Raw genomic sequence first — 21,117 nt, forward strand, 5'->3', positions numbered from 1 at the left:
CTTTATGAGTACAGCAAAACCTGAACGTGAATATTTTCTCGATTCGATTCGCGCATATTTGATGTTATTGGGGGTGCCATTTCATGTTTCCCTCATTTATTCCATGCAAAAGTGGGCAGTAAACAGTCAGGAGCCTTCATTGTGGCTGACCCTGTTCAACGATTTTATTCACGCCTTTCGTATGCAGGTTTTTTTCGTCATATCTGGCTATTTCTCTTACATGCTCTATTTGCGTTATCAGCCGCAACGCTTTTTAAAAGTCCGCCTTGAGCGTGTTGGCATTCCGCTACTTACGGCCGTCCCGTTAATCACGCTGCCTCAATTTTTCATGCTGAAAGCGTGGACGCAAAAGCTCAGCAACTGGGACAATTTTAGTCTCTATGAGAAATTTAATAATCTGATGTGGGAGTTAATCTCCCATTTATGGTTTCTGGTGGTGCTTGTTGTCCTGACGACACTCGGTATGCTGACTTTCCGCTGGCTGCGCGATCAACAACGGCATATTGATTATCAGCGCGTTGGTTGGGGAACCGTGACGCTGGCAGTCATGGCATGGGCGTTATTCTGGTGCGTGCTTCGTCGTCTGGTCTTTATCTTCCAGCCTGAGTGGTTAATGAACGGACTGTTCAGCATTGTGATCATGCTTTCACTGTTTTACCTGCCGTTCTTTATGCTGGGTGCACTGGCCTGGAAGCATCCGCCCCTGAAGGAGATGTTCACTCGCTTCAACCCGGTAATGAGCCTCGGCGCAATTGTGGTGTTCATCGCTTATTATGCCAACCAGCGTTTTAGCAGCGGCGAAGGATGGTTATATGAACTGGATGCGTTGATCTCGACATTGATGGGTTTGTGCATGCTGAACGTCTGCTTCTGCTTTGGTCATAAAATGCTGAATTCACATTCACCGCGTATTATGTACCTGGTCAATGCATCGCTGTTCATCTATCTGGTGCACCATCCCCTGACGCTGCTGTATGGCATCTACATCACCCCTTATGTGCATAACAACACCCTGGGCTTCTTTCTGGGTTTGATCATGGTATTTGGTCTCGCCTTTTTGCTGTATGAAATCCATCTGCGCATACCGCTACTGCGCTTTCTGTTCTCTGGAAAACCACAGAATAAGTAGAAAAAAGCGATCCCTTTGGGGATCGCTTTTTACAGCAACCATTCAATCGGTAACCGCCATACCAGTCTGACCTGCAATCGTTGCCACAGTGAGCAGCCGGGTTCATGTTTGTGTACACGCTGTTGCGGCTCACCAGGATACTCCAGCCAGTTAACCCTTCCCCACTTGTCCAGTGTTAACGTCCACGCACGATCGCGCATCGACTGCGTAAAACGTTGATGAGTTTCTTTAGCCAGCGATTCGCTTTCAATCACCAGGCCCATTTCGGTGTTCAGCTCCGCCGAGCGCGGATCAAAGTTAAACGAACCGATAAATAAGGTTCGCTGATCAACGGAAAAGGTTTTGGCATGCAGGCTGGAACCTGAGTTACCGGTTAATCCGCGATCGTGAGGCGCGTCCGGCAGCGCGGTCTGGGGTTTTAATTCATACAGCGCGATGCCGTGACGCAGCAATTTTTTACGCCACTTGGCATAGCCAGCATGCACAATGGAGACATCATTCGCCGCCAGCGAATTAGTCAGAATGGCGATTTTCACCCCTTTGCGCTTCAGTGCCAGAAGCTGCGCTATCCCTGCTCGCGTCGGCACAAAATAGGCCGAAATAATGTCGAACTGGCGTTGCGGTGTGCCTATTACTTCCAGCATGCGCTGAGGCAACAGCGTTTTGCGCCGCGCTTTGCCTAATCCTTTACGCGGATCGTCACTCAACAAACGGGATTTCGCCCAGGTTAGCGCCAGTTTTCCCTGCTTAAGTTGGCTGACAAACGCGGAGTGATCCAGCCGTTTAAGGTAGACCTGCACAGCGTCGCTATGCCGCCACGCCTCAGGCAAACGTACCGCGCTTTTGTCGTCATCCGTTTCGTCTAACACTTGCTTAAGAGGGGAAACCGGCGAACTGTTCCAGTACCGCTCAAAATCGTTCGCCACTTCATCAACCACCGGTCCGATCGCCATGACATCCAAATCCGCGAACAGCGGTTCGTTACCGGTGCCAAAGTATTCATCGCCAATATTACGCCCGCCCACCAGCGTGGTGATGCCATCGACAGTAAAGCTTTTATTGTGCATACGACGATTAAGTCGCGCAAAGTCGGTCAGATAACCGAGCGCCCGCAGCGTGCGGAAGGAGAAAGGATTAAATAACCGCACGGTAATATTGGGATGGCGATCCAGTTGCGCCAGCGTTTCATCCAGACCTGGCGTGTTGTTGTCATCTAATAACAACCGCACCTTTACGCCGCGTTCAGCCGCATCCAGTAATGCACTAAACAGCAATCTGCCAGACATATCGTTTTGCCAGATGTAATACTGGATATCGAGCGAACGCTCCGCTTTTTCAATTAACAGGTAACGTGCAGCGAAAGCATCGAGACCATCGCTGAGCGGATAGATACCGCTTAGTCCGGCATGGCGTGCACGCTGTGGCTCAAGTCGCTCTTCCAGCCAGGTCTGGCGTGGGGGCTGCTGCAGGTCAAAAGCTTCGGTCATATCATTTCCCTGAATAATCTGTTTTTTTATTATTCACCGGCCCAGCACTGTGCGCTATGCGAGCCTTCCGACTTTGCAAACCGGCCGATGATGTTTTTTAGTCTAGACTTAGCCGAACCCTCTGTGACAGGCGATCCCCAGGAAGGAGCGGAAAATGACCCAGCACTCTTTTACCGACACCCCGAAGCGCCATCATCCGCAGCTTTTCCGCAGTTTCTTTCAGGGCAGTTTTCCCTGCTCTACCGCCTGTCGCGCAAAAGGAAAGCGGCTGGATATGGTGATCACCAGTGGTCACGATCTGCTACTGGAAAAAGATTATGCCACGCTGGCAGAACAGCATATTTTGACAGCGCGTGACGGTGCGCGCTGGCATTTGATTGAAAAAACGCCCAACGAGTATGACTGGCGATCTTTTTTACCGATGGTTGAAGCCGCACGCCGACAAAACACAGAGATTATCTGGGAACTGGCGCACTTTGGTTATCCCGATCATCTCAATATCTGGAAGTCAGCGTTTGTTGAGCACTTTGAGCGATTCGCGCGGGCTATGGCGCAGTTAATGCGCGATGAAGGGATAGAGCATCCCTTCTTCACGCCGATTAATCAGATCTCGTTCTGGGCATGGGCCGGTGCCGACGTTGCCTGGCTAAACCCGCACGTAGCGAATCGTGGTAAAGAGCTGAAACGCCAACTGGTGCGAGCGTCGCTGGCGGCAATACATGCCATTCGCGAAGTTTATCCTGATGCGCGCTTTGTGCTCACCGATCCGTTAGTACAGATCGCAACCGATCCCGCTAATCCTGACAGTAAACCCTATGCTGACGCACAACATCAGGCGCAGTTTGAAGCCTGGGATATGCTGGCAGGCCGTCTGGATAAAGAACTGGGCGGCAGTGAGGATTGTCTCGATATTCTCGGGCTGAATTACTATCCCGATAATCACTGGTTTTTCCCCGATTTACCTATGGAAGCCGATCATCCTTCGCGCGTGCCGCTGCATACGCTGCTGGCGCAGTGCTGGCAACGCTTTCAGCGCCCGATGCTGCTGGCCGAAACCGGTGCTGAAGGCGATGCGTGCGCGCCCTGGCTTCAGGAAGTGAGTGAGAATGTTGCTGTCGCGCTGAATAATGGCATTGCGGTAGAAGGCATTTCGCTCTATCCGATCGTGGAATATCCGGCATGGGCTGATGATCGCCGCTCGCCCCGACCCCTGTTAGGTTTAGGTGACCCAAACGGCAACCGCACCTTGCATGAAAAGCTGGCGCTGGTATTACGCAGTCAACAAATTAAATTTCAGAAACGCGATCAGGAAGCCTGAGAGGGTAGCGTTTTTGTTTTGGGGTAACAGGACTGAACATCAAGTGAGGGATCGGTGGGATGGCGAACATCGGTCAGCCAGGTCATGGTAAACAGGAACGTGACGCCAATCAGACAGGCGGCCAGCAGGCCAATAATCGCAATCAGTTTGTCATCTCTCGATTCCATCGCCCTCTCCTGTTGAATGTCCTTTTCGCGCCGAACGTGTTAACCCATCCAGAGCGTGACCATCAGCACGAAGATTATAAGCGTAACCGACGTCACTGCAAGTACCACGATGGCGAATTGCGCATCGTCCAGCGACTGGCGCGCAGGCTCGTCATGTTTGTCGGGGGGCAACGGTGGTGACATGAGATCTCTACAAAAGTAATGGCTCGGTAAACGCTACGGCGGGCAACAGTTTAGTAGAATCCCTTTAAAGAGTCAGGTTTTTTTGTTTCTTCCTGAAATCGGGGCGCATGCTGCGCCCCGTGGTGTTATCAGAAGTCGTAACTCATACCGACTTTCAGGGTACGACCCTCCCCTGAGAGAGGTAAGTGCCGGAATCATCAATGTTGGCCCAGTATTTTTCATTGGTTACGTTTTCAACCGCAACGCGCCAGACAATATCGTTCTGGTTAACCCTGGTGCGGTAACGCAGGCCGAGATCCAGCGTGGTGTAGCTGTCGATCTTTTTGGTGTTGGCTGAATCGGCCCACTGTGAACCGGTGTGGTTTAACAATGCGGTTGCCGTCAATCCCTCACCCGGTTTGATGTCATATTCCGCACCCAGCGTGTAATCGTAACGCGGTACACCAACAGCTTGTTTGCCGTCATAGGTGCCACCTTCGGTTTTTTCCATCACCGGGTCGAGCCAGGTTGCGCTGGCGTTCAGGCGGAAGCCTAACACTGGCTCGCCGAAAATATTGGTTTCAATACCCCGGTGGCGTTGCTCGCCGTTCATGCCATACGAACCATCTGCATTGATCATGCCGGACGGTTTCTTAATTTCGAATAACGACAGCGTGCCCCCGATGCGGCCAAAATCGGTTTTCACGCCCAGTTCGTTCTGTTTTGAGTGTGCGATACCGGTAATAGCACCCGGGTTAGTCACTGAACTGTTATTGGGTGCCACTTCGCCAGGCTGTAAGGCCTCGGTATGGTTGGCATAAAACGACACCGACTGCCACGGCTTATAAACCACGCCATAGGTTGGCATCCAGCGATTGCCGTCGTAACGGGAAGAGAGATCTTCCGGCCCCGTGTAGGCGTAGTTGCGCACCACGACTTTCTGATGGCGCGCCCCTGCGGTAAACAGCAGAGAATCATTAAAAAAGCCCAGCGTGTCGCTCAGCAGATAACCCTGCGTACGTGAACGCGCGGTGGTTAACGGATCGGAGAAATTGCCGCCTGCATAATTGGCGGCTGGCGCGGCGACAGCATTCGTATCATAAATGTTGGTCGAAACGCCGGTAAGTGACATGTTATAGGCGTTTTTAGCATTAGTGGTCAGCGCCGAATAACCGATGTTAACTTTATGCGTTACGAAACCGGTCTCGAAGTTACCGCGTAATCCCACCATACCGCTCATGTTGTCCTGAATGCGGTTGGTGTTAAACGTACCGACAGTGGCATCACCGTTGCTGTTGATGATTTTTGGCGTGCCGTAGTTGCCGGTTTCATGGGCATGCTGCGCGCCCAGCGCCGCATAGGCTGTCCAGTTATTGGTGATGTCGTACTCAGCTTTGGCGATGCCAAACTCTGATTCCATGTCGCTGTACACCCATTTCTGGCTGTAGTTATGCGAGTTGGACGGGACGGCTGGAATAAAATCGACGCCGCTGATGTTGACGCCCAGTCCAGCATTATGGAACGTTTTTTTCTGGTAGCCGACATCCAGCGAGGTACGCAGACGATCGCCGCGATAATCCAGGCCAATTGACGCAGCGGTTGTGCGTTTCTTTTCATCATCCACACCGGTTTCGCCTTCGCGATGCACCGCATTCAGGCGAACGCCGAACTGGTTGTTATCTCCGAAGCGACGACCGATATCAACGTTAGTGCCCACTTGTGAAGAGGTGGTGTAATCCACGCCAACACGTGTTAGCGGCACATCATCTGCATGTTTTGGCTCAAGGTTGATCATGCCGCCCACTGCGCCAGTTGCAGCACCGTTCAGCAAGCTGTTCGCGCCTTTGAAAATTTCTACGCGGTCAATCAGTGAGGCATCCATCACCTGACGCGGCACGACGCCCGGCAAACCGCCATACGTCATATCATCGCCATCCAGCAGGAAACCACGAATACGGTAACTTTCGGCGAAGTTACCGTAGCCTTTACACTCTGTACGCCAGCATCGTTTTTCACCACATCCGCTATGGTATGCGCTTGCTGATCCTGGATCATTTTTGACGTAAAGCCGATGACGCTGAACGGCACATCCATCGCTTTCTGCTCGCCCAGCATCCCAAGGCGTCCGCCATGCGCAATTTGTCCGTCGAGATAGGCGGGCACCAGTTGATCGCCGCCAGATTTGAAATCGCTTTCCGGTGAAGCCGTCACCGTCAGCGTCTGTTCGCCCTGGCCGGCTGGTGTCGCTGTCCCACTGGCAGCAGTACCGGTGTTAGTTGTCGCAGCCATCACTGGCAAACAACCGGCACTGACAAGCATTGCAAGCAGTGTCGGTTTAAATCCTGGTGTAGAAAGGAATTGGCGCATCGTCGTTCCCTAATAGAAATTATACTGAGAATCATTATTATTGCGGTTTGCGATTATGCGTGGCGCGAAGGTTAATGCAAGAAAAATCTGTAACCTGAAAGCAGGATTTACACAGCGCAGATCACGAAGTGTGGCGGTTAAGTGAGGCAGGCGGATAACAGTTAAACTGAGGCGCTTTAGCGGCTTTCGCCGCATCGGTCTCATGGCAGGGTCTCTTTGCGTGTGCAGTGCGGTTTATTCTGTGTCGCGCCAGCGTTTGAAAATTAACGATGTGTTAATCCCACCAAAAGCAAAATTATTGCTCTGGATATAGTCTGTTTCCCTGTAGCGCGGCTCACCCATGATGTAATCAAGTTCTCCACACGCCTGAGCCGGTTGTGTCAAATTCAGCGTCGGCGCAAACCAACCTTCACGCATCATTTCAATGCTCATCCAGGCCTCCAGCGCCCCGCAAGCGCCCAGCGTGTGGCCAAAATAGGATTTCAGTGAGGAGACGGGTGTCGTGGCGCCAAAGACGGCGGCGGTTGCCTGGCTTTCGGCAATATCACCACGATCGGTTGCCGTTCCGTGGGCGTTAACGTAGCCAATTTGCGATGCATCAAGACCCGCACTTTTCAGCGCGCGTTCAATGCAGATTTGCATGGTTTCCCGCTGCGGCTGGGTGATATGCGCCGCATCGCAGTTAGTGTGAAATCCCACCAGCTCAGCGTAAATAGTGGCACCGCGCGCCTGAGCATGTTCAAGCGACTCCAGGATCAGCGTGCCAGCTCCCTCACCGATCACCAGACCATCACGGTTTTGATCAAAAGGCGCAGGCGAGGTATGCGGTGCATCGTTTCGCTGGCTGGTCGCAAACAGCGTATCAAAGACAGCGGCTTCGGAAGGACAAAGCTCTTCTGCCCCGCCCGCCACCATGACGGTTTGATAGCCGTGGCGAATCGCTTCCCACGCATAGCCAATCGCCTGGCTGCCCGACGTACAGGCGCTGGATGTCGGAATTACCCGACCACGTAAACCAAAAAACAGCCCGGCGTTAACGGCGGTGGTATGCGGCATCATCTGGACATAGGTGGTGCCGGTAATATTGTTGGTGTGCTTCTCCGTTAACATGGTGGCAAATTCACTGACCGGTCCGGTACTGCCGGTGGATGAACCGTAAGCAATACCGGTATCGCCACTGGTTAATACCGGATGATCAATCAAACCAGCCTGCTCCAGCGCCAGCTCCGTCGCGCGCGTCGCCAGGAGGGAAACTCGCCCCATGGCGCGGATCCGTTTGCGCGTGTAGTGCGCAGGCAGCGTAAAATCATCAACCGGTGCGCCGAGCAGCGTATGTAAGCCATCATAGACCTGCCATTCTGGCATGTGGCGCACCGCATTTTTCCCTGCCCGGATACGTGCTGCCACCTGTTGCCACTGCTCACCAAACGCGGTGACGCCGCCCATACCCGTTACGACTACGCGCTGCATCACAGCATGCCTCCATTAACTGAAATCACCTGACGGGTAACGTAACCCGCGATATCTGACATTAAGTAACTGGCTAATCCCGCGACTTCGTCTGCTGCCCCCATGCGCTTCATCGGGATCAGCTTCATCGCTTCTTCAATAACGTGCGGTTCCATGCCTTCCATGCCGGTGTCGATCAAACCTGGCGCAATGCAATTCACGGTAATTTTGCGCTTTGCCAGTTCAACAGCCAGGGCTTTGGTCGCGCCAATTATGCCCGCTTTGGCCGCACTGTAATTGACCTGACCGCGATTTCCCATAATGCCTGATACCGATGACAGCGTGATAATACGACCGCCGCGCCGCAGGCCAATCATCGGCATAACGCAGGGATGGATGACGTTATAAAAACTATCGAGATTGGTATGGATCACCGCATCCCACTCTGTTTCGCTCAACGCCGGAAACGCACCGTCGCGTGTGATACCCGCGTTGTTCACCACACCGTAATAGGCGCCGTGCTGCGCAATATCCTCTTCCAGCGCGCTGCGGGCGGCTTCACGATCGGCGACGTCAAACCCCAGCAGGCGTCCACTGCCGCCCTTTGCCACGATGTGCTGCAAGGTGTGTTCAGCACCGGCACGATCCCGGTTGAAATGTACCACCAGCTCAAAGCCATCCTGCGCCAGACGCAGCGCAATGGCGCGACCAATACCTTTACTGGCTCCCGTAACCAATACCGAATCTGTCATGGCTGATTTCCTTGTGACATAAGTAACGCTAACGCTTCTTCATCGGGTTGATAAGTATTCAGGCGTCCGCTGGCCAGCAGCAGATCGCCGTGATGAATCTCGCCTTCAAAACTGCCCATACGATCGTCTCGCATCAGCAGTCGCATGCTAATATCCAGCGTGGCGTTCGCCGGAAACGTGGGCTGTTGCGCATGCCAGCCGCGCCCGCCCAGTAACATGCCGGGCTGAATGTGGGTTGCGCCGTTACGTATCGCCTGCCAGCCAGACCAAACGCCAACGGTTTGTGCCATGATCTCTACGCCAAACCACCCCGGTAACGTTCCCTGCGCAGTCAGAAAGGGCGCCAGCACGCCGTGCGGTGCTGTCGATACCCGGCAATGCACGCTGTCATCGCTAACCGCAATCAGCTGATCGATCAGCACCATCGGCGTGTCATGCGGCAGAAAGTCGGCTGCGCACTGATTATTTGTCATTGTTACGTCCCAAAATCAGGCAAGTATTGTTTCCACCAAAAGCAAAAAGAATTGGAGGCAATAACCGGACGCTGCAGTGGTTGGTTGTGCAGCAGTAAGCCGCAATCCGCCAGGCTTTCATCACGCACAGCATGGGAAAAATCCTGCGCGGGTAGCGGGATATCTTCGCTAAGGATGAGCGCGCAAAGTGCCGCCTCGCATACGCCCGCCGCGCCCAGCGTATGGCCGGTAAGGTGTTTGGTCGAACTGGAGGGCACCGCATCACCAAATATCCGGTTAATCACTGCCGCTTCCATCTGATCGTTTAGCGGCGTCGCCGTTCCGTGCAAGTTAATGTAACCGATATCCTGGGGGGTTAATGCTGCGTGTTGCAGCGCCATGCGAATGGCACGCTCAGCGCCCTCGCCCTGCGGATGCGGTGCTGACATATGCCAGGCATCTGAGGATTCGCCCACGCCGAGCAGCGCAAGCGGCTGCGGTTCGCGCGTCAGTAACATCAAGGCAGCGCCTTCACCAATCGAAATACCGTCACGATCGCGGCTGAACGGCGCACAGCGATCCTCTGACAGCGACTCAAGGCTGGCGAAACCGTTAACCGGCATGCGGCTTAAGGAATCGGCCCCACCCACCAGCGCGACATCCGCCAGGCCTGCAGCGATCAAACGCTCCCCGCTGATCAGTGCCCGGGCGCTGGAGGAGCAGGCCGTTGAAAGGGTATAGGCCGGGCCGTTAAGTTGCAGATAGTGCGCCAAAAAGCGCGACGGATCGCCCAGCTCCTGCATGCGGTAATCATACTGCTGACGATCGCCGCGTATGTGCTCATCCCCTTCATCCACCCCCGACGTGCTGGTTCCCATCACCACGGCAACACGATCGGCACCATATTTTGCGACGGCAGCATCCAGCGTCGGTCGGATCTGCGCCAGTGCGGCTAACAGCAGTTGATTGTTTCGCGTGTTGTGCGCTGCAAGCGCCGCAGGCACCGCAGGAAGTTCGCCCTCTACCGCGCCCAGCCAGCAGCGTTTTCCCGAGGTCAGCCAGCCTTCTCGCTCACGCATGCCTGGTGCCACCCCTTTTCTCAGGTTTGCGGCAATCTGCTGAGGCGTGTTCCCGAGCGCATTCAGCATACCGATAGCAGAAATGTAAATCATGATGCGTCCAGATGTTGGATATGAATCTGATAACCAAATGCGCGCTGCTGAATAGCGATCGGCTCACGCTTACCGCCGCGTTGCAGGTAGTCAATTTCAGTGACGACCTGATTTGCCGCATCTTTCAGCACCCGCTTCATTCCCTGGTCTTGCAGCGACCAGCCCGGCGGCAGGTGCGTTTGCCATACCGCAACCGGCCAGTGGCTCAGCATAATGTCGGCCAGCACCTGACTGGCGGGCGGCATGTGTGGCAACGGCATCGATTGTTGGGTATGTATGCCGCTGGCATCATAACGCACGCGAAACAGCCGAATCCCCACCGATGACAGCCCAGCCAGCTCAATTTTCTGCGGGTCGGCACTCAGTAAAACCAGCAGCGACTGGCTCTGCCCTTTGACCTGCCCGGTCAGCAATTGCTGTTGTTGAAACGCGGGTGTCATGCCCGGCGGCGGCAAGGTGACCTGTACGCCAGGCTTGAGCCAGGCCGTGGGCCGCGTCTCATCAGGCGCTTTGCTGGCGCAGGCGCTAAGCAGCAGGCCACAAAACAGAATCAGGGCTGCGCGGATCATCTTCTCTTCCTCGATTTAGTTTGCGGCATGGCCAGCGGCGACAACAAAAATGCGCTGAAGATGCCGCTGCACAATACGGTGCCAAAGCTGGCAATCGCGCTGGTGCTGCTGAAAACCAGTATCCCCAGCGTCAGGAGCGTGGTCATCATCGCCAGCGAGACCGCCAGCAGTGAAGTCAGTGGTGTGCCCTGTGGATTACTAAAAAACAGCGTGTAGTTGATGCCAATGCCCAGTACTAAAATCAGGGCCAGCAGCGCAAACAGATTAAGCGATGCGCCACTCCAGCCCAGCGTGGCCAATGCCGTTGCCAGCGACAACACAGAAGGTAATACGCTGCGCAAGCCCGCTTTCAGGCCTAAACGCCACAGGTAACTCAGCGCGATCAAAGCTAATGCCAGCGCAAGCAGCCCACTCAACAGCGCGCGCCAGAAGCTGAACAGCGCATCATAACTGGCTTTGCGATCGACCCAACTGACACCCTGATGTTTTTGCGCCAGCGCACTCAGCGCCGCGCTGTTTTTCACGCCGCTGGTGGGCACCAGCACCCCGCTACGGCCATCCGGCAGCGACAACCACAACAGACGCCAGCCTTCACTCAGCGGACTGGCAAGCCAGGCTTGTGGCGTCACCGGCATCGGCTGTAAATCGGGTGCCGGTACGCTAATGCCTGCCTGTTTCAGGCGCGCCATAATGTGTGGCGCGGCCTGCTGCAACGTAGCGAGATCCTGCTGCTGCCGGGCCAGTGAGCGCAGCGGCAGCACGCGGTAAGTTTGCAACAGGCCCTGCTGCTGTGCCTGTTGTAAGTCAGGGATCAGGTGCGCCAGGCGTTGCAGCGTCTGTTGTGCATTATCGCCCCAGACCACAAACCAGGTTTGATCGGCCCGCTGTCCGGTCAGCGCCGCCAGTTGGCGATCCTGCGCTAACAGTTGCGCCGGGGCGCTTTGCAGATGCGCAATATCGTCATCAACATTCAACTGCACCATGCCGCCCAGCGCGTAGAGCGCCACCAGCAGCGGCAATCCGATGCGTAGCGCCTTTTGCCGCCGCCACGCTGCCAGCCAGCGCGCAAGCTGCACCATCAGGGGATGGGTCGTACCGGTAAACCACCAACCAGCCACGGATAAAGTAACACCACCGTCAGGCAGGATGCCGTTAATCCACTGGCGGCAAATACTGCCAGCTGGCGCAAACCGGGAAACGGTGCCAGCAGCATCAGCAGCCAGGCAATGGCCGTCGTGCCTAAAGCCAACAATAGCGTGGCGCGAACCTTGCGCAAACTTTGCCATGCACTCGCCTGCGCGCCGTGCACCATGCGCTCCGTCAGATAATAGAGTGCGTAATCGGCGGAGATGCCGACAATGCTCAGACTCATAACCAGCGTCATCAGGTGCAGTTCGCCGAAACAGAGCAGCGTCATCACCGTGCCTGCAATCGCGCCGATCGCAACCGGGATCACACAGAGCAGCAGCGGGCGCAGCGAACGAAACACCAGCAGGACCAGTAGCAGCACGCCAGCCAGCGTGATGCTGCCCAGGGTCTGAACATCATGCTGCGCACGCTGGCTGGCATCGTCACTGAATAAAACCGTGCCGCGCGTCAGCAACTGCGCCTGCGGCCAGCGTTGTTTTAAATCCTGCTCACGCTGCCGAAGTTCGGTAACGAGCTGGTGGCTTTGCTGAATGCTAAAAGCGTTATTCGCCAGCTCGCCATGAATGAAATACCAGCGTTGTCCCTGCGCATCCTGTACCGTCAGCCAGCCGTTATGCAGCATCATTCGGTCAGCATTTTGCTGTAGCGCCAGTTGCGATCCGCGCACCAGCATCAGCGGATCGTTTTGCAGCTCCTGGCTGCCCACCCCGGCAAAAGCGGAAAATAACTGACCAAGCAGCCAGTCCGCCTGGGCGTTGCCGTTATTTTGCAGTCGCGCGCGTGTGGCATCATCTATCAAACCGTTGCGATGTTGCCAGGCGAAGCGCCCCCACTGCTGCTGCTGATCGTCGCTTAACGCGCCCTGCACTTGTTTCAGCGCCGGCAGCGCACGTAACTGTGACAGCCACCACGCTGCCACCTGCGGGTCGTCCTGCTTGCCCGCCGACACCAGCCAGACCATCTGGCGATCCAGCCGCTGCATAAAGCCTTGCTGCAGTTCCCGCTGGCGCAGCGCCAAGATTTTGCTGCGGCAACAGCGCCAGCACGCTGCTGTTTAACTGACTACGCGGCAGCAGCAGCACAAGCGCAATCGCCAGTGTCAGACAACAAAGCAACCATAATATGGCTAATAATCGATCGTTACGGCCCGGCAAAACGTGCGCGCTCCTCATTGCTTAACTGCGACGGCTGCACACGCGTATTGCTGAGCTGAATTTGGGTTTTATCGCCTTGCTTATCATCTAAATCGATACGCTCCAGAAAGTCGCTACCGGTGAGATCGATACGATTGAAAATCTTATTGAGCGGCGCGGCCTTAGGCGTTAGCGCCAGCGTCCAGCGGTTAGCGCCTTTGTCCTGAAAATCAAGAATAAAATTTTCCTGCAACACTTTCTCATCCGCCTGAAACAGCGCCCGCAGCAGATGGTTGAACTGAAACATTTGGGGGTTACTCCCGGCGGTAACCACCTGGGGCGGCTGCCCGTTCAGCGTTTGCACCATACGGTTATCGTCCAGCAGCAGCGTCATCACAAAGGGTGCCTGCTGGTGCCACCATAATCCCTGCTGTCGGGCAAGAAGCATTTCTCCGCGTGATACCAGCGGTTGCGCCATGCCAGAAATCGTGCGCATCTGGGTGAAATCAGCCCGGATCACCGGCTGGCGGGCAAAGCGTTGTTGTAGTTGATCCAGCGTTACCGCGCTGGCTGCACTGGCCCAGAGCAACAGCGTGGTGAGGAGAATTTTTAGCACGGCTTCACTCCTAAGCGTTCCAGCAAAATAGCGGGTGAGACAAAACATAAGGTTTCGCTGGCCTGCTCTACGGCGACCTGCAACGTATAGGCTTTGGTGGTGATCTGCCCGGCAGCGTTGCGTACCACATAGTCAATGCGCAGGCGGTTTTCATATTCTGTGATGGTGGCGCTGACGCTAATTGTCTCTTCACAGCGCAGCGGCTGACGATATTTAACGTGCGTATCGACTACCGGCCAGACATAGCCGCTGGCGGCCATTTCGCTGTAGCTGTAATTGATGCTACGCAGCAGGGCTTCGCGTGCTGCCTCAAAGTAGCGGAAGTAGTTACCGTGCCAGACCACGCCCATCGGATCGCAGTCGTGAAAAGAGACGGTAACGGGCACCTCAACGCTGTGCATTTTTTCTCGCATTATTGGACTCCTCCTGGCATGCCTTGTGGTCAGGCACCATCCAGAAATCGAAAAAGTTGAACCAGTCGAGCGGCGCCAGCAGCGCATAATGGGCCAGGCGCCCGGCATAACGGTCTACTGTATGTTGTAACGAAACCTGCCGCTGCGCACGCGGCAACAGCAGCGGATCGGCAAAGGATTCGCAGTGAACACGTAACTTGCCTTGCTGACGTAAGGCGAACATCAACAGCACCGGACAGCGTAATGCCGCTGCCAGTAAAAACGGACCTTGTGGAAAGGGGGCGGGATGACCAAGAAACGTGCTCCAGACCACGCGCCGCGCGCCGCCACGTTGCCGGTTCACTGCGGTGCGATCGCCGACAATCGCCACCCACTCCCCGGCGTCCAGTTTTTGTTGCAGCAGAATCGCGGTATCGGGGCCGATATCGGTGACCGGCATTAAATTGACCCCCGCTTCGGGCGCAATGGTTTCTAAAACATCGCGGAATCGCTGCGCATTGTCTGTAAATACCAGCGCATTGATCACCAGGCCGCTAACCTGCTTTGCCATGGCGCGGCAGGCTTCAATATCTCCCAGATGCGAAGCGAGAATCAGCTTACCGCGTTCAGTCGGCGCGCGAATCACCGCCTCGGCGCCTGGGGCAAAATCGATATCACGTCCCCAGCGCAAATCGCCCCGCCAGCTGGCAATTTTATCCAGCATCGCCTCAGCGAAGCGCAGGAAGTGACGATAGCTGTTCAGCGGCCCTGGCAACGTTATCTGGCGCTGGTTTGCCTCCTCGCTTACGCGCTGGAGCCACTGCTGCGAGGCGTGACGCGCCCGGGTTCCCGTCAGCCAGTAAACCGCCACAACAGGCCAGAGCAGCAGCGTAAAGGGTAAGCGTCCGCCGTAGCGATAAACAGCCAGCATCAGGCGCAGACCCGCCTGGCCACGCCGCTCCGGCTCGCCAGACCAGTGCGCCTGTTGGCGGCGCATCGCCAGCAGGCGTGGTATGCGCGGCAACATGCCAAAAAAGAGCCGCGTGTGCATCCAGGAGATACGCAGATTATCGTGCAGCGCATCGAAGTGCGAAACGCCTGTTTCCGGATAGGTGACACGGGTACGGAGGAAACGACTTGCTGTGCCCTGCCAGTAAAGTCGCACCATGATTTCAGTATCAAAATCCATGCGTTGGCCAATGAGTCGCTGGCTGCAAAGCGCCAGCGTCGGTGCCAGCGGATAGACGCGAAATCCGCACATGCTGTCTTTGATGGAAAAGGAGAGCGTTTCGATCCAGACCCAAAAGTGCGTGATATAGCGACCATACAAGCGTGCTTTGGGGATGGAGTCATCATAGAGCGGCCTGCCGGAGATCAGGCAGTGCGGATAGCGCCGGGCTTCCGCCAGCATTGCCGGGGAATCTTCCACCTGATGCTGGCCGTCAGCATCCAGTTGTAATACGTGGGTAAAGCCTTGCGCAGCGGCAGCCCGCAGCCCATGAATAACCGCCGCCCCTTTTCCCTGATTTTGCAACAGACGCAACACCGTGACCTTTTCTGCGCGCAGGTTGGCAAGCTGCTGCTGGGTTAAGGCATCGCTGCCGTCATCAACGATAATCACCGGCAGGTTGTAAGATGCCAGGCGCGCCAGCACTGAAGCCATCATGGCACCGTGGTTGTAGCACGGGATCACCACACAGGGTGAGAAGTCTGAGGTTAACACAACTGAATTTTTCCACTGCTGGCACGGGTTTCACCGCCGTCGTGCAACAGGCTGTAGTGAAAACTGAGGCGGGATTTGATGTCGTCCCAGTCCAGCGTGAGTTGCAGCAGAGAATCGGGCGCAACCGGCTGTTGGAATTTAATATTTTCTATCGCGACAAACTGCTTACCTGGCGCCAGCAGCAGCACGCCGTAATGCATTACCCAGTCGATCTGGGCCACGCCAGGTAAAACAGGTAACACGGGAAAATGTCCCTGAAACCAAAACAGATCGGCAGCCAGATAAAGCGTGAGCGTGGCGCGCTTATCCTGAAGCTGGCGGCTGCGTTCAATCGGCAACATGAAAAAGCTCCTCTATTTGCGGCCAGGCGCGCTTGCTTTGGCTGGTAACGGGAATAGTGTCCACTACCCGCCAGTGGCGCGGCATCGCTACCGGCTCCAGCCAGGGCTGCAGCGCCTGTTTCCACCGGCGTTTTTGTGCGTGGTAATCAGGTTCACTTAGTGGCGCATTCAGCGTCACTACTACGCCAATCGCCTGGCGCTCGTGGCGCGTAACGGCCAGCGCGACGGCATCGGTGACACCGGGCAGTGCCAGCAGGCGGCGCTCTATTTCGCTGAGCGAAACGCGCTTGTCCTCTATTTTCACCACCCGATCGTGACGACCCGCTAACTGAAAACTGCCCTGTTGCGTCACGATCAAGCGATCGTCGAGCGGCCAGCCCGCGTTGCAGTCAATCAGGGAAGAGAAAACCTGCCAGCGATCCGGTGCCGTTTGTTCTAATTTAACGCCGGGAAAACAGCGCCACACCGCCTCATCGGCGTCACGCTGACGCCAGGCAATGATGCCGGTTTCGGTACTGCCATAGATTTCATTAACGGTACATTTCAATGCTTTACGCGCGTGTTGCGCATCACGCCACGTCAGCATGCCACCGGCTGAAACAGTCAGGGCACAATCAGATGCGATGAGTGAATCATCCAGGCGACGCAAAAATGCCGGGCTGCTGATCAGCACATGACGACCGTAACGCTGCTGCTCTGCCAGTTGTTCGCTGTAGAAAATTTGCTGCGCCGAAAACGGGCGGCCCAGGGCCAAAGGCAACAGGATACGAAAGGTTAAGCCGTACAGATGCTGGTGGCTGACCGACGCAATAACGCGGCAACCGGCGAGCTGTTTGCCCCACAATGCAGCTAACCAGCGTGACTCCTGTTCCAGTACCGCCAGCGATTTAACCACCCGTCGCGGCGTACCGGTTGAACCTGAGGTAAACAGCACCAGCGCCGCGTTAGCTGGTAATGCAGGCAGTTCGCCTTCCGCTTCCTCTTCCTGAAAGGTAAGCAGCGACAAAGTGGTGTCCAGCGGCAGGTCGCTGATGACGCCATCCAGTGCGTCGTTCATTTCATTCAGTAACGCCGCGCGGCAGTGTCCTGGTATAACCGGCGTTTTTCCGGCATACCACGCCGCCAGCAGCGCCACACAGAAGCGATAGCCGTCATCGAAACAGAGCGCCCACTGCGTGCCGGGTAACGCTTGCAGCGTGCGGCTCAGTGCCACGACCTGACGACGCAGGCTACTCAGCATCAATGCCTGCTCTCCACGCCAGGCAACGATGCGCTCGGCGCTGTTAAGCCAGTGGCTTATCGGCTGCGCGTTCATACATTGCGCCTCATGCGTTGTCGTACCAGCCATTCGCCACCCATTAACATCCCGATCAGCAGATAGCTGATGCCGCCATTCCACAGTGTCCACAGGTGAAGATTTCCGATTAAACAGGTCGCCAGCGCCATGCCGCCGTTAAAAATAAAAAACAGGCACCAGACTTGCGTCACGCGTCGCGTATAGCGCACGGCCTGCGGTGGCAAATTGGGTTCGCGTAAGCGCGCCAGGCGTTCCACCAGCGGCATGGCGCGCCATAACGAGGCAGCAAACAGCAGTAGCATTGCCAGATTGACCACTACCGGATACCACAGCAGTAAATGCTGACTGCGCAACGTTATGCTGCTGGCACAGAGCAGTGCCCCCAGCAGTGCCAGCCAGCCCGTCAGGTTGCTGAACGGCGTTTTTTGTCGCCGGAGCGCGAGCCAGCGCAGCCCAAACACCCCCGCCAGCAACCAGAAAAGGCCCTGCCAGTGCGGTTGCGTCAGGGCCAGCCAGACCAGAAAAGGCCAGGCCAGTAGCATCAGCAGGTTCAGCAAGTGCAGCATGGCGTACACGCTGAAATCAGGCGCCTTCGCGCATCAGGTGCTCAACCGCATCGACCACATCCTGTACGGTGCGCACTGAACGAAAGGTTTCAGGTTTGATTTTCCGGCCCGTGCGCTTTTGCAAATGCACCACCATGTCGACGGCATCGATACTGTCGAGTTCGAGATCTTCATACAGGCGCGCATCGGGGCGAATAGCCTCGGCCTCAATTTCAAACAGGCTGGTCAACAGGGAAGCGACTTCCTGATAAATTTCATCTTTGTTCATCATCATTTTGTCTCAGCGATCAGGCGCGTTGTGGGTTCACGAACGCCGCCAGAGAGGCTACGGAATAAAAGTGCGCACGCAGGGTTTCGCTCTCAGCGGAAAGTGTCACGCCGTAACGATTTTTCACTGCCAGTCCGAGTTCCAGCGCGTCAATGGAGTCCAGCCCCAGACCTTCGCCAAAAAGGGGGCCTCGGTTTCGATGTCGTCGGGGCTGATCTCTTCAAGATTCAGCGTGTCGATGATCATCTGTTTGATATCATTAATTAAATCCATACGTTTTCCGTATTACAGCTTATTCTCGGGGACCAGCGCCTGTTCTAAATGGCGGGTCAGGCGACGCGCAGCCAGTGGCTGTGCATCTTCATGGTTTTCGCAGAATGACTGGCTGTCGATTCGCGATGCTACGCGCACGGTAAACAGCGGCTTTACCGGCGGAATTTGATACCAGCGGCTCTGTTTGTCGAGCATTCGCTGGGTACAGGTAATGTGGATAACGCGCAAATCGCACCCTGCCCGCACCGCAATATTGGCGGCACCACGCTGCAATTTCAGCGATTCGCCGTAGCGTGTGCGTGTGCCTTCCGGGAAGATCAGGATGGTTTCACCGCGAGCCAGACGCTGCTGGCTGTCGGGTAACAGCGTGTCCGCTTCGCTGTTGATAAGATAATCAGCGGCGCGGATCACACCCCGTAGGAAAAAATTTCTTTGCAGATCGGCTTTGACCAGGCAATCCATTTCGGGCAGCACTGAGGCGATCATGACGTAATCGATCAGGGACGGATGATTGGCAACAATTAAGCAACCGCGATCGCGCTGTAACTGTTCTGTGCCTTCAATGCGGTAGTCATACACACCAACCAGACGACAGAAGCGCAGAAAACAGCGGAAACTCCAGGCGATGCTACGACGCGCCATTTGACGACGGCGATGTTTATCGCGCTGTACCAACAGCAGCAGGTTGAACCATGTCAGGGAAAGTAACAACCCACCGACGCTGAACAGCGTAAAACTCACGGCTGTCATTACCAGACGCCAGTAATAATTGCAGCCAGGCCGCGTACGGCCAGGGCGTAGCGACAACGAAGAATCAGCCATGCGCTTTCTCCCAGAGCCAGTTCAGGCGTTCGCCCGTAATGCGAAACGTTGGCGTTTGTGCGAGCAGAGCGTGCAGAAAGGAGAGGCTCTGCGGCAGTGCGGGATAAGGCTCAGTGTCGGTGTTGCGGGTCGTGGTGCAGGTTAACTGCTCGCCTGTACCGAGCAACAGCGCCACCGCATACGGCGCATTGGTAATGACTTCGGGGAGCCAGGGCAAATAGTGGTCAGGCAGAAGGCCGTCAAAATCCACCAGCATAACCTGTTGATACCCGGCCTGATGGAGTGCACTCACTTCCAGTAGCCCCTGCTGAAACGAATCGATCCCTGCTGACAGTGAGGTCGACACCAGCGGCTGCTTCGCGGCAATCGTCAGGCTGCCGACTGCCGAGTTATGGACTGACATGGCAAAATCAGTGGGTGACAGCGTCTGCTCTTCAGCCAGCGCGATGAGTATACGCAGATTGCGCTCAAGTTCGCCGTGGCGGCTGGTGAAAACGACGGCATCAACGCGCTGACGCGCCAGTAGCGCCAGACCGGATTCAACCGCAGCACGACTGCCGCCGCTGAGACGACGGGCTGTCATCATCGGTAAGTGTTGCGGTTTGGCAAGCGGCTGTGTGTTATCGAGAGCGGCAGGCTGTTGCGCCCAGTCGTGCCAGGCATCACGTTCAGCCAAACCAGGCGCCAGAGCCTGCCAGTCAATAAGCGTATAAGCGAGTTTCATACCAGCGTTCTTTTATAGCGTGTTGGAATTGCCGTCCATGCGGGTCGTCAACTCCCTTCCCTGCGCCAGCAAAAAATCATCCCTGAAATATCTGCCAGCGTTTGATGTGGACGTCACGGTAGGGTTTACCCTGCCACAGCGCAATTGCAGGTCCTCTGATTTGCCAGCAGACATTTCCTGAGGAGCGAATCGCTGCACGCCTTACGCAACGATTAAGACCTTATTTAATGCTTTGTGCGGCCAGGCGCAGCTGAATATCCTGGTCAAGGTTGGCTATCCAGCGATTGTAGTTGCTGTGGATTTTGCCACCTTCCGCTTTCAGATTTTCACTGCTCAGATACTGAATACTGTAGCTTTGCGTGGTATAGCTCACGCGAATGTTGGCGATAAAACCACGCTGCGCCAGCCGACCATTAATCACGCCCGGCTCAACCGGCGTCATCACCCATTTACGACCAATACCCGCTTCCAGAATCGCGACTTTCATTTGATCGCTGGTATAACGCTGTGACAGCGATTGGTTCACATTGTGAACAGGAGCAGTACGCGCGCAGCCGGTTAATAACATGGCGGTAAAAGCCAGCGCCACCATAGCCTTGTTATTCATATTCCTTTTATCCTTTTTATTTTCAGCTGGTTACAGATGTAACCTGCCGTGCGCAAATTTAACCTTTTTGCGTTTTTCCGTTCAGACAGTGTAAAGCCGGCGCATAATAACATCTCTTGTAAAGAGGCGTAAGCAGAAGCAGACATTAGAAATGCCGTGTTTATGGTTAATTGCCGGTGTTA

Annotated in this window: 19 protein-coding genes and 4 pseudogenes; 2 read left to right on the forward strand and 21 right to left on the reverse strand. The window is 55.5% G+C overall.

The features are described from left to right. Window positions 1–4: 4 nt before the first annotated feature. Window positions 5–1,129, forward strand: a complete 1,125-nt coding sequence (gene mdoC / locus O3W44_RS06005) for a glucans biosynthesis protein MdoC (protein ID WP_269292366.1) — start codon at window positions 5–7, stop codon at window positions 1,127–1,129. Window positions 1,130–1,158: 29 nt separating this feature from the next. On the opposite strand, the gene O3W44_RS06010 is transcribed toward mdoC, so the two are convergent. Continuing rightward, window positions 1,159–2,616 (reverse strand): phospholipase D family protein, encoded by a 1,458-nt coding sequence (locus tag O3W44_RS06010; RefSeq protein ID WP_269292368.1) that lies wholly within the window; start codon window positions 2,614–2,616, stop codon window positions 1,159–1,161. A 154-nt stretch (window positions 2,617–2,770) separates the two neighbouring features. Between O3W44_RS06010 and O3W44_RS06015 the strand changes: the two genes are divergently transcribed. After that, the gene (locus tag O3W44_RS06015; protein WP_269292369.1) at window positions 2,771–3,934 is read left to right on the forward strand and encodes a beta-glucosidase; all 1,164 of its coding nucleotides are present in this window, start codon (window positions 2,771–2,773) and stop codon (window positions 3,932–3,934) included. Here the strand turns inward: O3W44_RS06015 and O3W44_RS06020 are convergent. The 20 genes and pseudogenes from O3W44_RS06020 to O3W44_RS06115 all read right to left on the reverse strand — a co-directional run bounded on the left by O3W44_RS06020 (window position 3,922) and on the right by O3W44_RS06115 (window position 20,935). After that, window positions 3,922–4,101, reverse strand: coding sequence for a hypothetical protein (locus O3W44_RS06020; protein WP_269292370.1), 180 nt, complete (start codon window positions 4,099–4,101; stop codon window positions 3,922–3,924). The genes O3W44_RS06015 and O3W44_RS06020 overlap by 13 nt on opposite strands. A gap of 39 nt (window positions 4,102–4,140) precedes the next feature. Further along, entirely contained in the window at window positions 4,141–4,284 is a 144-nt protein-coding gene (locus tag O3W44_RS06025; RefSeq protein WP_269292371.1) for a hypothetical protein, read from the reverse strand. Window positions 4,285–4,412: 128 nt separating this feature from the next. Continuing rightward, window positions 4,413–6,630, reverse strand: a pseudogene (locus O3W44_RS06030) (TonB-dependent receptor). A gap of 234 nt (window positions 6,631–6,864) precedes the next feature. Further along, window positions 6,865–8,100: a beta-ketoacyl-ACP synthase gene (locus tag O3W44_RS06035; RefSeq protein ID WP_269294373.1), complete on the reverse strand. Its 1,236-nt coding sequence runs from the start codon at window positions 8,098–8,100 to the stop codon at window positions 6,865–6,867. Continuing rightward, window positions 8,100–8,831: a 3-ketoacyl-ACP reductase FabG2 gene (locus O3W44_RS06040; RefSeq protein ID WP_269292372.1), complete on the reverse strand. Its 732-nt coding sequence runs from the start codon at window positions 8,829–8,831 to the stop codon at window positions 8,100–8,102. Before O3W44_RS06040 ends, O3W44_RS06035 begins: the two co-directional genes overlap by 1 nt. Continuing rightward, on the reverse strand, window positions 8,828–9,304 hold the full coding sequence (locus tag O3W44_RS06045) for a hotdog family protein (protein ID WP_269292373.1): 477 nt from the start codon (window positions 9,302–9,304) through the stop codon (window positions 8,828–8,830). Before O3W44_RS06045 ends, O3W44_RS06040 begins: the two co-directional genes overlap by 4 nt. After that, window positions 9,294–10,455: pseudogene (locus tag O3W44_RS06050) on the reverse strand (beta-ketoacyl-[acyl-carrier-protein] synthase family protein). Before O3W44_RS06050 ends, O3W44_RS06045 begins: the two are co-directional and overlap by 11 nt. Then, window positions 10,452–11,024, reverse strand: a complete 573-nt coding sequence (locus O3W44_RS06055) for a DUF3261 domain-containing protein (protein WP_269292374.1) — start codon at window positions 11,022–11,024, stop codon at window positions 10,452–10,454. The pseudogene O3W44_RS06050 and the gene O3W44_RS06055 overlap by 4 nt, the downstream one beginning before the upstream one ends. Then, window positions 11,021–13,345: pseudogene (locus O3W44_RS06060) on the reverse strand (MMPL family transporter). The gene O3W44_RS06055 and the pseudogene O3W44_RS06060 overlap by 4 nt, the downstream one beginning before the upstream one ends. Next, window positions 13,314–13,922, reverse strand: coding sequence for an outer membrane lipoprotein carrier protein LolA (locus tag O3W44_RS06065; RefSeq protein ID WP_269292375.1), 609 nt, complete (start codon window positions 13,920–13,922; stop codon window positions 13,314–13,316). The pseudogene O3W44_RS06060 and the gene O3W44_RS06065 overlap by 32 nt, the downstream one beginning before the upstream one ends. Further along, window positions 13,916–14,335: an acyl-CoA thioesterase gene (locus O3W44_RS06070; protein WP_269292376.1), complete on the reverse strand. Its 420-nt coding sequence runs from the start codon at window positions 14,333–14,335 to the stop codon at window positions 13,916–13,918. The genes O3W44_RS06065 and O3W44_RS06070 overlap by 7 nt, the downstream gene beginning before the upstream one ends. Further along, window positions 14,310–16,037: a glycosyltransferase family 2 protein gene (locus tag O3W44_RS06075; RefSeq protein ID WP_269292377.1), complete on the reverse strand. Its 1,728-nt coding sequence runs from the start codon at window positions 16,035–16,037 to the stop codon at window positions 14,310–14,312. Before O3W44_RS06075 ends, O3W44_RS06070 begins: the two co-directional genes overlap by 26 nt. Next, window positions 16,031–16,378, reverse strand: coding sequence for a 3-hydroxyacyl-ACP dehydratase FabZ family protein (locus tag O3W44_RS06080; protein WP_269292378.1), 348 nt, complete (start codon window positions 16,376–16,378; stop codon window positions 16,031–16,033). Before O3W44_RS06080 ends, O3W44_RS06075 begins: the two co-directional genes overlap by 7 nt. Further along, window positions 16,365–17,693: an AMP-binding protein gene (locus tag O3W44_RS06085; protein WP_269292379.1), complete on the reverse strand. Its 1,329-nt coding sequence runs from the start codon at window positions 17,691–17,693 to the stop codon at window positions 16,365–16,367. The genes O3W44_RS06080 and O3W44_RS06085 overlap by 14 nt, the downstream gene beginning before the upstream one ends. Further along, window positions 17,690–18,241: a hypothetical protein gene (locus tag O3W44_RS06090; protein WP_269292380.1), complete on the reverse strand. Its 552-nt coding sequence runs from the start codon at window positions 18,239–18,241 to the stop codon at window positions 17,690–17,692. Before O3W44_RS06090 ends, O3W44_RS06085 begins: the two co-directional genes overlap by 4 nt. 16 nt (window positions 18,242–18,257) lie before the next feature. Then, a complete protein-coding gene (locus O3W44_RS06095; RefSeq protein WP_269294374.1) occupies window positions 18,258–18,512 on the reverse strand; it encodes an acyl carrier protein in 255 nt (84 codons plus the stop codon). Window positions 18,513–18,528: 16 nt separating this feature from the next. Further along, window positions 18,529–18,782, reverse strand: a pseudogene (locus O3W44_RS06100) (phosphopantetheine-binding protein). Between the two features lie 12 nt (window positions 18,783–18,794). Then, complete coding sequence (locus O3W44_RS06105; RefSeq protein ID WP_269292381.1) at window positions 18,795–19,604, reverse strand: lysophospholipid acyltransferase family protein; 810 nt, start codon at window positions 19,602–19,604, stop codon at window positions 18,795–18,797. Further along, entirely contained in the window at window positions 19,597–20,328 is a 732-nt protein-coding gene (locus O3W44_RS06110; protein WP_269292382.1) for a beta-ketoacyl synthase chain length factor, read from the reverse strand. The genes O3W44_RS06105 and O3W44_RS06110 overlap by 8 nt, the downstream gene beginning before the upstream one ends. 220 nt (window positions 20,329–20,548) lie before the next feature. Beyond that, entirely contained in the window at window positions 20,549–20,935 is a 387-nt protein-coding gene (locus O3W44_RS06115; protein ID WP_269292383.1) for a hypothetical protein, read from the reverse strand. Window positions 20,936–21,117 lie beyond the last annotated feature (182 nt).

Origin of the sequence: Pantoea sp. LMR881 (assembly GCF_027157825.1) — a bacterium.
GTDB classification, from domain to species: Bacteria; Pseudomonadota; Gammaproteobacteria; order Enterobacterales; family Enterobacteriaceae; genus Pantoea; species Pantoea haifensis.